This is a genomic window from Rhodoferax sediminis (assembly GCF_006970865.1).
GTDB classification, from domain to species: domain Bacteria; phylum Pseudomonadota; class Gammaproteobacteria; order Burkholderiales; family Burkholderiaceae_C; genus Rhodoferax_A; species Rhodoferax_A sediminis.
Genome location: NZ_CP035503.1, coordinates 2,526,899 through 2,538,850, shown reverse-complemented (window position 1 = coordinate 2,538,850; position 11,952 = coordinate 2,526,899). Strand labels below are relative to the sequence as shown.

General features: G+C 62.8%; 11 protein-coding genes. 8 read left to right on the top strand and 3 right to left on the bottom strand.

The window, feature by feature from the left end:
- Window positions 1–107: 107 nt before the first annotated feature.
- Entirely contained in the window at window positions 108–533 is a 426-nt protein-coding gene (locus EUB48_RS12235) for an SWIB/MDM2 domain-containing protein (RefSeq protein WP_077562254.1), read from the bottom strand.
- 266 nt (window positions 534–799) lie between these two features.
- Between EUB48_RS12235 and rraA the strand changes: the two genes are divergently transcribed.
- Window positions 800–1,297 carry a ribonuclease E activity regulator RraA gene (gene rraA / locus EUB48_RS12230; protein WP_142819377.1) on the top strand — a complete coding sequence of 166 codons (498 nt, stop codon included), beginning with the start codon at window positions 800–802 and terminating at the stop codon, window positions 1,295–1,297.
- A 29-nt stretch (window positions 1,298–1,326) separates the two neighbouring features.
- Here the strand turns inward: rraA and EUB48_RS12220 are convergent, their stop codons facing one another.
- Window positions 1,327–2,328 carry a DMT family transporter gene (locus EUB48_RS12220; RefSeq protein WP_476705526.1) on the bottom strand — a complete coding sequence of 334 codons (1,002 nt, stop codon included), beginning with the start codon at window positions 2,326–2,328 and terminating at the stop codon, window positions 1,327–1,329.
- A 400-nt stretch (window positions 2,329–2,728) separates the two neighbouring features.
- On the opposite strand from EUB48_RS12220, the gene aceA reads away from it, so the two are divergent.
- Window positions 2,729–4,048, top strand: a complete 1,320-nt coding sequence (gene aceA / locus EUB48_RS12215; protein WP_142819375.1) for an isocitrate lyase — start codon at window positions 2,729–2,731, stop codon at window positions 4,046–4,048.
- Between the two features lie 85 nt (window positions 4,049–4,133).
- Here the strand turns inward: aceA and EUB48_RS21860 are convergent, their stop codons facing one another.
- Window positions 4,134–4,676: a septal ring lytic transglycosylase RlpA family protein gene (locus EUB48_RS21860; protein ID WP_142819374.1), complete on the bottom strand. Its 543-nt coding sequence runs from the start codon at window positions 4,674–4,676 to the stop codon at window positions 4,134–4,136.
- Between the two features lie 250 nt (window positions 4,677–4,926).
- Here EUB48_RS21860 and thrS point away from each other — a divergent pair, with 250 nt between their 5' ends.
- The 6 genes from thrS to pheT all read left to right on the top strand — a co-directional run bounded on the left by thrS (window position 4,927) and on the right by pheT (window position 11,924).
- Entirely contained in the window at window positions 4,927–6,834 is a 1,908-nt protein-coding gene (thrS, locus tag EUB48_RS12205) for a threonine--tRNA ligase (protein WP_142819373.1), read from the top strand.
- 107 nt (window positions 6,835–6,941) lie between these two features.
- Window positions 6,942–7,577, top strand: a complete 636-nt coding sequence (gene infC / locus EUB48_RS12200; RefSeq protein WP_142819372.1) for a translation initiation factor IF-3 — start codon at window positions 6,942–6,944, stop codon at window positions 7,575–7,577.
- Window positions 7,578–7,721: 144 nt separating this feature from the next.
- Window positions 7,722–7,925 (top strand): 50S ribosomal protein L35, encoded by a 204-nt coding sequence (gene rpmI / locus EUB48_RS12195; RefSeq protein ID WP_077562247.1) that lies wholly within the window; start codon window positions 7,722–7,724, stop codon window positions 7,923–7,925.
- Between the two features lie 25 nt (window positions 7,926–7,950).
- Window positions 7,951–8,310, top strand: coding sequence for a 50S ribosomal protein L20 (gene rplT / locus EUB48_RS12190; protein ID WP_077562246.1), 360 nt, complete (start codon window positions 7,951–7,953; stop codon window positions 8,308–8,310).
- 101 nt (window positions 8,311–8,411) lie between these two features.
- Window positions 8,412–9,488 (top strand): phenylalanine--tRNA ligase subunit alpha, encoded by a 1,077-nt coding sequence (pheS, locus tag EUB48_RS12185; RefSeq protein ID WP_142819371.1) that lies wholly within the window; start codon window positions 8,412–8,414, stop codon window positions 9,486–9,488.
- A gap of 18 nt (window positions 9,489–9,506) precedes the next feature.
- Window positions 9,507–11,924, top strand: coding sequence for a phenylalanine--tRNA ligase subunit beta (pheT, locus tag EUB48_RS12180; protein WP_142819370.1), 2,418 nt, complete (start codon window positions 9,507–9,509; stop codon window positions 11,922–11,924).
- The last annotated feature ends 28 nt before the right edge of the window (window positions 11,925–11,952 follow it).

Here is an 11,952-nt window from a genome sequence, read left to right as displayed (position 1 = left end):
ATGAAGGCCACAGGTCTAATTTGATTATTAAAATCGGGGCGGCCATAAAAAAAGCCGGCTTGCACCGGCTTGTTCGTCAGCAGTGATGGGCTGCTGGACGTAGGCGCCTACTTGAGGTGCTTGCCGATCAGGCCGGCCATCTCGAACATCGACACCTGCGCCTTGCCGAAGATTTCCTTCAGCTTCGCGTCGGCGTTGATCATGCGCTTGTTGACCGCATCCTGCAGCTTGTTCTTCTTGATGTAGACCCACAGCTTGCTCACCACCTCGGTGCGGGGCAGGGGCAGTGCACCGACCACGGCGGCCAGCGCGGCGCTGGGGGTCAGGGCCTTCATGAACGCAGGGTTCGGCGTGCGCTTTTTGGCGGGCGCTTTTTTCGCTGCAACCTTCTTGGCCGGGGCTGCCTTCTTGGCGGGCGCCTTGGCGGCTACTTTCTTCGCAGGCGCTGCTTTTTTCGCAGGCGCCGCTTTCTTGGCCGGAGCGGCCTTTTTTGCCGGCGCTTTTTTAGCCGGCGCTTTTTTCGCAGTTGCCATGATTGATTGTCCTTCTTGAAGTTGATTAATCACCAGCGAAAAACTGCTTCTCCACTGGCAAATCGGATGCTACTGGAGAAAAAGCCAGTTTCATAGGGAAAAAGCTGTTTTTCCCCTAGGGCGTGTTGTTTTTTCATTGCAGGTTTTCAGGCGGTTTCTCCTCTGTAGCGCGCGAAATTTCGTATCCTTGCCAAAGTGGACTGCTCCAGCGCGCTGGATGCACCGTCAAAATTTGCTCCATTCAACGCTCAAAAAGGCCCGTCAAAATGACCTCTTCCCTCGTCACCTGCGATCTGTGCGATGCCCACAAGGGCGATGTGTCAGGCCAGTTCCGGGTACTGCTGCCCGTGTTTCGCGACTTCGGCGCAGTGCGCAGGTTCAGCGGCCCGGTGGTCACCATCAAGTGCTTCGAAGACAACTCGCTGGTGAAGGCAGCGGTCGATTCCGCGGGTGACGGACGGGTGCTGGTGGTCGACGGCGGGGGCTCGCTGCGCCGTGCGCTGCTGGGCGGCAACCTGGGCGCCGCCGCGGCCAAAAACGGCTGGGCCGGCGTGGTGATTGACGGCTGCGTGCGCGATGTGACGGAGCTGGCGGCGCATCGGATCGGCATCCGGGCGCTCGCCGCCATTCCGCTGCCTACCGAGAAGCGCGGCGAGGGCCAGCGCGATGCGGCGGTGCAGCTCCAGGGTGTCTGGGTGCGGCCCGGCGACTGGCTCTACGCCGACGAAGACGGCATCGTGGTCAGCGCCGCCCCTCTGATCTAGGCTGACCCCCACGCTTGTCGCTGCGCGTACTACGCTTCCCCCCGAGGGGGCTGAACTTGCTCGAGGCGGCCCTTCGCTGTGTTCGCCGCCTTGATCTGCTGCCGCGTGGGCAAGGTCGCCAGCATTACGCCGACCAGTGCAATTGCGAAGGCCAGCAGTTGCACGCGGCTCAGGCTCTCGCCCAGCACCAGCACGCCGACCAGCGCGGCCGAGATTGGCAGCATCACGGTGAAAACGCCGCCCAGCGCGGCGGGCACTCCTTTAAGGCCCGTCATCCACAGCCAGACGGTGCACACGCTGGCCGCCAGCGCGTAGAACACCAGCAGCAGCCAGATACCCGCGTGGACCGCGCCGAAGTCGAAGTGCAGGGCCTGGTACAGGCCTATCGGCGTCATCAGCGCAAAGCCCCACAGGTTGATGAGCGAGGTGATGCGCTTGGGGCCCAGCGCGCCGGTGAGCTTCTTGCCGATCACCGCGTAGGACGCTTCGCACAGCACGGCGCCGACGATCAGCAGGTTGCCGAGCCACGCCTTGCTATCATTCAAATGGGCCTGCAGCCCTTGTGTGGCGGGCGCAAGATGCTCCTGTTTCGATAGTGCAAGCAAACCGATGCCGAGCGCGGCGCAGGCCACGGCCGCCCAGATGCGCGCTCCGATGTGCTCGCGCAGGAAGGCCCAGCTCATGAGCGCGACGGCCGCCGGAATCGACGCCATGATGACGCCGGCCGACACGGCGCTGGTCATGCTCACGCCGTACAGCATGCAGATGGTGAACATGAAGTTGCCCAGGAACGATTCCAGGAAAACCAGCCCGCGGGTCTGCGCCGTGAAGGGCGGCTCCTCCGGTGGTTTCCTGAGCCAATGCGGCATGGCCAGGGCGCCGATGCCAAAGCGCAGCCAGCCCAGCAGGAACACCGGCAGGGCGGCGACAAGCGGCTTGGACAGGGCCACATAGCTGCCCACCAGCGACATGCTCAGTGCAAGGCAGCCGTAGGCGAGGACACGGTGAGGCGGACGATGGGCAGGGCGCAAGGGCTTGGAACTTCAAGTAACGCAGACGCTTGCCATCATGCCCGAGTGCGCGCTGTCCGCGCCGTGGCCGGTGTGCATCGGCGGCGGGCGACTGGTCCGGATCGAACAGTGTCAGGAGGAGGGTTTCAGCCGCGGGTCGTTTTCATATATCGCAAATGTCATTTCACAATGCAAATTATGAAATTGCTGCGTCGCAAAATAATTTCTCAATATGAGAGTTTGATTTTTGTATTGTGGATTCTTGGTTGCAAGTTATTGATTTTATTGGAAATAATTTTGCGTCTTCTATAAGACATAAGAGTGAATTTAGTCTTGTACAAGACTTAGAATCAGTGCACCGACATCGCCCATACCCCGGCACCGATGACGCTACTTTTTCAATCAACCAACGGAGAGATCCATGCCGCAATCCCTGACCGAACAACTGAGCCGCGAACAACAAGCTGCTGCCCTGGAAAAAGACTGGGCCACCAATCCGCGCTGGAAGGGCATCAAGCGCGGCTACAGCGCCACCGAGGTGGTGCGCCTGCGCGGCTCGTTCCCGATCGAGCACACGCTGGCGCGTCGCGGTGCCGAAAAGCTGTGGGACCTGGTCAACACCGAGGCCTACGTCAACTGCCTGGGCGCGCTCACCGGCGGCCAGGCAATGCAGCAGGTCAAGGCCGGCATCAAGGCCATCTACCTGTCGGGCTGGCAAGTCGCCGCCGACAACAACTCCTACGCCGCCATGTACCCAGACCAGTCGCTGTACCCGGTCGATTCGGTGCCGACCGTGGTCGAGCGCATCAACAACACCTTCCGCCGCGCCGACGAGATCCAGCACGCCAAGGGTATCGATGCGGGCGACAAGGGCTATATCGACAACTTCGCGCCCATCGTGGCCGATGCCGAAGCCGGTTTCGGCGGCGTACTGAACGCCTTTGAGCTGATGAAGGCGATGATCAAGGCAGGTGCGGCCGGCGTGCACTTCGAAGACCAGCTCGCGTCGGTCAAGAAATGCGGCCACATGGGCGGCAAGGTGCTGGTGCCCACCAACGAAGCGGTGCAAAAACTCATCGCCGCGCGCATGGCGGCCGACGTGAGCGGCGTGCCGACCCTGGTGATCGCCCGCACCGACGCCGAAGCGGCCGACCTGCTGACCAGCGACTACGACGAGAACGACAAGCCGTTTCTCACCGGCGAACGTACCGCCGAAGGTTTTTACAAGACCAGGAAGGGCATCGACCAGGCCATCTCGCGCGCCGTGGCCTATGCTCACTACGCCGACCTGGTGTGGTGCGAAACCGGCACGCCCGACCTGGCTTTTGCGAAGAAGTTTGCCGACGCCGTGCACAAGGTGCACCCCGGCAAGATGCTGGCCTACAACTGCTCGCCGTCGTTCAACTGGAAGAAAAACCTGGACGATGCGACCATCGCCAAGTTCCAGAAAGAGCTCGGCGCGATGGGCTACAAATACCAGTTCATCACGCTCGCGGGCATTCACAACATGTGGTACAACATGTTCGATCTGGCCCAGGACTACGTGGCGCGCGGCATGACGGCCTATATCGAGAAAGTGCAGGAGCCCGAATTCGCAGCGCGCGAACGCGGCTACACCTTCGTGTCACACCAGCAGGAAGTCGGCACCGGTTATTTCGACGACGTGACCACCACCATCCAGGGCGGCAAGTCCAACGTGACGGCACTGACCGGCTCCACCGAGGAAGAGCAGTTCCACTGAGCGTCTTTGGCGCATCGCCCGCCGGTTTGTCGGCGGGCCCATCAAGCCCGGTGTCGCAAGGTGCCGGGCTTTTTTGCGCTCCCGCTTACTCGGCCGAATTGGCTTGGCCGGCCAGGGCGACCTGATCGGGCGGGGCGACCTGTTGCACCGCGACCTCGCCCACGCCGCGCTTGAGCAGGCCGAGCTGAACGGCGGCAGCCCGGCTCAGGTCGATGACGCGGTGCGCCGCGTGCGGGCCCCGGTCGGTGATGCGCACCACCACACTCTTGCCACTGCTCAGCAGCGTCACACGGGCGTAGCTGCCCAGCGGGAGTTTGAGGTGGGCCGCGGTCAGCGCATGCATGTCAAAGCGTTCGCCCGAAGCGGTGCGCCGGCCATGGAAGCGGGGACCATACCAGCTCGCAAGGCCACGCTGCGCCGTCGGGACCACGGCTGCCGCTGGTGCGTCGGCCGCCGTGGCGGCATCAGACCTGTCGTCGCCTGCGGTCGGTGGAGTTGCGGCCAGTGCCTGCGCCGGCTGAGTCGTTGAGGGCGAGAGCGCTGCCACGTCGGGCCTCGGCGGTGCGCTGCTGCAGCCGGCCAGGACCAGCGTCAGCACCGCAAGAACGGGGATGGCGGATTTACGCATAGCGGGCGATACTAACAGCCGTCCGCAGCCCCCTGCCTGACAACAGGTTAAAATTGCAACCGAATAAGCAGGCGAACTGCCAACCCCACAAGAGCGAGAAAGGCACCCGGTTATGACACCGCGAACTACACCGACGAGGTTTACAGGCCAAAAAGGTCGCTAGTCCGCGCGCCTTGGGCGCATTCAGCTATAAAATTCGTAGTAAAGCGCGGCATGGACCGCGCTTTATTTTTTTACAAGTTCAAACATCATGATTCAGATCACGCTCCCCGACGGCTCCCAACGCGACTTTTCCGGCCCGGTGACGGTGGCCGACGTGGCGGCATCGATCGGCGCCGGGCTGGCCAAGGCCGCGCTGGCCGGCAAGGTCGATGGCAAGGTGGTGGATACCAGCTACCGCCTGGACAAGGACTCTGCGCTGTCCATCATCACGGCCAAGGATGCCGACGGCCTGGAGGTGATCCGCCACTCGACCGCCCACTTGCTGGCCTATGCGGTCAAAGAGCTGTTTCCCGAGGCGCAGGTCACCATCGGCCCGGTGATCGAGAACGGCTTTTTCTACGACTTCTCGTACAAGCGCCCGTTCACGCTCGACGATCTGGCAGCGATCGAAAAGCGCATGGCGCAGCTCGCCGCCAGGGACGAGCCCGTGACGCGCCGCGTGCTGCCGCGCGACGAGGCGGTCGCGTACTTCAAGGGCATTGGCGAGCACTACAAGGCCGAGATCATCGCCAGCATTCCGGCCGGCGAGGACGTCTCGCTGTACCGAGAAGGCAGCTTCGAGGATCTGTGCCGCGGCCCGCACGTGCCGAGCACCGGCAAGCTCAAGTTTTTCAAGCTCATGAAGGTGGCCGGCGCCTACTGGCGCGGGGATCACCGCAACGAGATGCTGCAGCGCATCTACGGCACGGCCTGGGCCACCAAGGACGAACTGCAGCAGTACCTCACGATGCTGGAGGAGGCCGAAAAGCGCGACCATCGCAAGCTGGGCCGCGAACTCGACCTGTTCCATGTGGACGACCATGCGCCGGGCCTGGTGTTCTGGCACCCCAAGGGCTGGACGATATGGCAGGGGGTCGAGCAGTACATGCGCCGCGTCTACCAGGACAACGGCTACCAGGAAGTCAAGGGCCCGCAGCTGCTCGACAAGAGCCTGTGGGAAAAAACCGGGCACTGGGACAAGTACCGCGAGAACATGTTCACGACCGAGTCGGAAAAGCGCGAATATGCGCTCAAGCCGATGAACTGCCCGGGCCATATCCTGATCTTCAAGCAGGGCATCAAGAGCTACCGGGACCTGCCGCTGCGCTATGGCGAATTCGGCCAGTGCCACCGCAACGAGCCCTCGGGCGGCCTGCACGGCATCATGCGCGTGCGCGGTTTCACGCAGGACGACGGCCACATCTTCTGCACCGAAGACCAGATCCTGTCCGAGTGCGTCGCCTACACCACGCTCTTGCAGAAGGTCTACGCGGACTTCGGCTTCAAGAACATCATCTACAAGGTGGCAACGCGACCCGAACAGCGCATCGGCTCCGACGAAGTGTGGGACAAGGCCGAGCACGCGCTGATCGAGTGCCTGCGTGCCTCGGGCTGCGACTTCGAGATTTCTCCGGGCGAGGGCGCCTTCTACGGCCCGAAGATCGAATACACGCTGAAAGACGCGATTGGCCGCCAGTGGCAGTGCGGCACCATGCAGGTCGATTTCTCGATGCCCGAGCGGCTGGACGCCGAGTACGTGGGCGAGGACGGCGCGCGGCACCGGCCCGTCATGCTGCACCGGGCCATCGTCGGCAGTCTGGAGCGCTTCATCGGTATCCTGATCGAAGAACACGCCGGCGCGCTGCCCACCTGGCTCGCGCCGGTGCAGGTTTCTGTGCTCAATATCACCGATGCGCAGGCCGAATATGCCCGGGACGTGGTCAAAGCGCTGAAAAATCAAGGGCTTAGGGTCGAGCTGGATCTGCGCAACGAGAAAATTGCGTATAAAATACGGGAGCATTCGATGCAAAAGCTGCCCTACATCCTGGTCGTGGGTGACAAGGAGAAGGCAGCAGGTGCCGTCGCAGTGCGCGCCCGGGGCAATGCTGACCTCGGCGTGATGTCCCTCGATGCGTTCGCGCAACTCATCGCCGGTGACATTGCCAACAAGCGTTGATTTGCAGGTATGCAAAGGCTGATTTGAATAAAAACAGCCGCTTGTCCGCGTGGACTGTACGGTGTTAGCTACATTTTTTGTAGTAAATGATGTGAAGGATTTGAACTATCGCTACCGAATTTCGTGATCGTCGCCACCGCGAAGAGCGCAAACACCGCCTGAACCGTGAAATCATGGCCCCGGAAGTCCGTCTGTCCGGGCCCGAGAACGAGCCGTTGGGCATCGTCAGCCTGATGGAAGCGCTGCGCATGGCGGGCGAGCTGGACGTGGATCTGGTTGAAATTGTGGCCACAGCGAACCCGCCAGTCTGTCGTTTGATGGACTACGGCAAGTTCAAGTACCAGGAACAAAAAAAGGCGGCGGACGCGAAGGCCAAGCAGACGGTCATCGAGATCAAGGAAATCAAGTTCCGCCCCGGCACCGACGATGGCGACTACAACATCAAGATGCGCAACATTCGGCGCTTCCTGGCGGAAGGCGATAAATGCAAGATCACGCTGCGCTTTCGCGGCCGCGAGATCACGCACCAGGATATCGGCATGGCGCTGCTGCAGCGCATTCGCAACGAGTTGGTGGATCTGATCGTGGTCGAGCAGTTTCCCAAGCTCGAGGGGCGCCAGATGATCATGATGATCGCGCCGGCCAAGAAGAAGGTAGTGGCAAAGCCGGCGTCAGAGGCGCCAGCGCAACCCGCTGCCACGCAGCAGCAGCCGGCAGCGGCGCCGCAGACGGCGTCGACGTAAGGAATTTGCGGCTTGCCGGTCTGGTCACCGGTGAGTTGCCAAAAAGTGGTGGGCTAACGCTCGCCGCAAAAAGTGGCTCGGGGCCAACAAGTCTGCGATCGGTTTGCAGACGCCTCACGAGCACAACGAAGAAGGAGCATTCACATGCCCAAAATGAAGACCAAGAGCGGCGCGAAAAAGCGTTTCCGCGTTCGTCCCGGTGGCACCGTCAAGCGCGGTCAAGCCTTCAAGCGTCACATCCTGACCAAGAAGACCACCAAGAACAAACGCCATCTGCGTGGTTCCATCGCGGTGCATGAGACCAATATGGGTCACATGGCACAGATGCTGCCAGGCACTGGCATTTAACCAACGACGAACAAGGAGTACTCACATGCCTCGCGTCAAACGTGGTGTAACGGCTCGCGCCCGCCACAAAAAAGTTCTGACCCTTGCCAAGGGTTTCCGCGGCCGCCGCGGCAATGTCTTCCGCATCGCCAAAGAAGCGGTGATGAAGGCCGGGCAATATGCCTACCGTGACCGTCGTACCCGCAAGCGGGTGTTCCGTCAGCTCTGGATCGCCCGTATCAACGCCGCTGCGCGTGAATGCGGCCTGACCTACAGCCAGTTCGCCAACGGCCTGAAGAAGGCCGCGATCGAGGTCGACCGCAAAATGCTGGCCGACATCGCGGTGCACGACAAGGCCGCTTTTGCCAACATCGTGGAGCAGGTCAAGGCCAAGCTGGCTGCTTGAGTTCACGCGGGGTTGCTATCGGTTTGATAGCTTCCAGGGCAACGGAAACAAGGGCTGGAGCTTGAAAAGGCACTGGCCCTTTTTCATTGACAAGAGAATTTATGAACGAGTTGGATGCATTAGTCGAGAGCGCCAGGGCCGGCTTCGCGCAGGCGGCCACCCCGGCCGACCTGGAAAACGCCAAGGCCCGGTTTCTGGGCAAATCCGGGCGCATCACCGAGTTGATGAAGGGCATGGCGGCGCTGGGCGTGGACGAGAAAAAGTCGCGCGGCGCGGCCATCAACCTGGCCAAGCAGGCGATCGAGGCGGCCTTGAGCGAGCGGCGCCAGGCACTGCTTGATGCAGAGCTGCAGGCGCAGCTCAAGGCCGAGGCGCTGGACGTGACCCTGCCGGGCCGCCAGCGCGGGCAGGGCGGTCTGCATCCGGTGTCGCTGACGCTGGAGCGCATCGAGGCGATCTTCGGCTCCATGGGCTTCGACGTGGCGCAAGGCCCCGAAATCGAATCCGACTGGTTCAACTTCACCGCGCTGAACACGCCCGAGGACCATCCGGCGCGCTCCATGCACGACACCTTTTATGTCGAAGGCGGCACCGAGGCGGCGCCGAATCTGCTGCGCACGCACACCAGCCCGATGCAGATCCGCTATGCGGTGCAGCATGTCAAAAAGCACCGCGCGCGCATCGACGCGGCAAAAGCAAAAGGCGACACGGGTGTCGCGGGCATGCCGGAGATCCGCGTGATCGCGCCGGGGCGCACCTACCGCGTGGACAGCGATGCCACGCATTCGCCGATGTTCCACCAGTGCGAAGGCCTGTGGATTGGCGAGAACGTGAGCTTCAAGGACCTCAAGGTCGTGTTCACGGACTTTTGCCGCACATTCTTCGAGAGTGAGGATCTGGTGCTGCGTTTCCGCCCCAGCTTTTTTCCGTTCACCGAACCCAGCGCCGAGATCGACATCCAGTTCCAGCAGGGTCCGCTGGCCGGGCGCTGGCTCGAAGTCGCGGGTTCCGGCCAGGTGCACCCGAACGTGGTGCGCAACATGGGGCTGGATCCCGAGCACTACATCGGCTTTGCCTTCGGCATGGGGCCGGACCGCCTGACCATGCTGCGCTATGGCGTAAACGACCTGCGCCTGTTCTTTGACGGCGACATTCGTTTCCTGTCGCAATTTCAATAACAACAAGGGAACCCCAAGATGCAATTCCCGGAATCCTGGCTGCGCGAGTTCTGCAACCCGCCGCTCACCACGCAGCAACTGGCCGAGACCCTGACCATGGCCGGGCTCGAGGTCGAAGAGCTGAGGCCCGTGGCGCCGCCGTTCACCAAAATCGTGGTGGGCGAGATCAGGGAAGCGGTGCAGCACCCCGATGCCGATCGCCTGCGCGTGTGCCAGGTCGATGTCGGGCAGGGCGCGCTGCTGAACATCGTTTGCGGTGCGCCCAATGCGCGTGCCGGCATCAAGGTGCCGTGCGCGCTGGTGGGGGCAGAGCTGCCGCCCGGCGAAGATGGCAAACCCTTTGTGATCCGGGCAAGCAAGCTGCGCGGCGTGGAAAGCCAGGGCATGCTGTGCTCGGCCCGCGAACTCAAGCTGTCGGAGGACCATGGCGGCCTGCTGGAACTGGCCGCGAGCGCGACCGTGGGCCAGGACATCCGCCAGCACCTGGACCTCGACGACACGCTGTTCACGCTCAAGCTCACGCCCAATCTGGCGCATTGCCTGAGCATTTACGGCGTGGCGCGTGAAGTGTCGGCGCTGACCGGCGCGCCGCTCAAGACCCCGACCTTCCCGCCCGTGCCGGTGCGTCATCAGGGCAAGCTGCCCGTCAAGATCAGCGCGCCCGATTTGTGCGGCCGCTTCTCGGGCCGCATCGTGCGCAATGTCAATACCCAAGCCGCCACGCCATCCTGGATGGTGGACCGTCTGGCGCGCTGCGGCCAGCGCAGCGTGACGGCGCTGGTCGATATTTCCAATTACGTGCTGTTCGAGTTCAGCCGTCCGACCCACATCTTCGATCTGGACAAAATCCATGGCGGGCTCGATGTGCGCTGGGGCCGGCCCGGCGAGCAGCTCAAGCTGCTCAACGGCAGCACCGTGACCGTGGACGACAAGGTCGGCGTGATCGCCGATGACCTGCAGCCCGAGTCGCTCGCCGGCATCATGGGCGGCGACGCCACGGCGGTGTCCGACGACACCCGCAATGTGTATGTGGAGGCCGCCTTCTGGTGGCCCAAGGCGGTTGCCGGGCGCTCGCGCCGCTACAACTTCTCGACCGAGGCGGGGCATCGCTTCGAGCGCGGTGTGGACCCGGGCCTGACGGTGGAGCACCTCGAGCGCATCACGCAGCTGATCATCGACATCTGCGGCGGCGAGGCCGGCCCTATTGATGATGCGCAGGTCAATCTGCCCCCATCGTCGCCCGTGACGCTGCGCGTGGCGCGCGCCGCCAAGATCCTGGGCATGCCGCTGACGCAGGCGCAGTGTGCCGACGCATTGAAACGCCTGGGGCTGCCGGTCGTGGCAGGCGAGGGCACGCTCACCGTGACGCCGCCCTCGTACCGGTTCGATCTGCAGATCGAGGAAGACCTGATCGAAGAAGTCGCGCGCATGGTCGGCTACAACAACCTGCCCACCACGCCGCCGCTGGCGCCGATCACCGCCCGCGTTCGCCTTGAGGCCCAGCGCGGCCCTTTCGCGGTGCACCGCGCCTTGGCGGGGCTGGGTTATCAGGAAACCATCAACTTCAGCTTCGTCGAAGAACGCTGGGAGCATGAACTGGCCGGCAACCCGAATCCGATCAAGCTGCAGAATCCGATTGCGAGCCAGATGAGCGTCATGCGCTCGTCCTTGCTGGGCTCCTTGCTACAAGTTTTGAAGTTCAACCTGGACCGCAAGGCGGAGCGGGTGCGCGTGTTTGAAGTGGGCCGCGTGTTTTTGCGCGACGCATCGGTCAAGAGCACGGACACCACTGTCGAAGGTTTCGACCAGCCCATGCGCGTGGCGGCCCTGGCCTACGGCGGCACCGACGCGCTGCAATGGGGCCGTAAAGAACAAGGCGTCGATTTTTTCGACGTCAAAGGCGATATCGAGGCGCTGCTGGCGCCACGGCGCGCGACCTTCGAGCCCGCAGAGCATCCGGCCCTGCATCCGGGACGCTGCGCCCGGGTGCTGGTGAATGGCGAGACCATCGGTTTTGTCGGCGAACTGCATCCCAAATGGCGCCAGGGCTACAACCTGGCGCAGGCGCCCGTCCTGTTCGAGTTGGCGCTCGATGCCGTGCTGGCGCGTGACGTGCCCGTGTTCAAGCCGGTGGCCAAATACCAGGCCGTGGTGCGCGACATTGCCGTGATCGTGCCGGAGAAGGTGACGCACACCGCGCTCATCGAGGCCATCTACGCCGCCGCAACGGGTGGCTTGCTGCGCGGTGCCACCCTGTTCGACGTATACCGCCCCAAACAGTCCGGCGGCGGCATGAACGAGGGCGAGAAAAGCCTGGCGGTGCGCTTGACCCTCAACAGCGACGAGGCCACACTCGCCGACGAGCAGATCGAGGCGCAGGTGCAGGCCATCATTGCGCGGCTGATCAGCCAGTTTGGTGCCCGCCTGCGGGCCTGACCCGCATTTGAAAGTCACAACAAAAAAT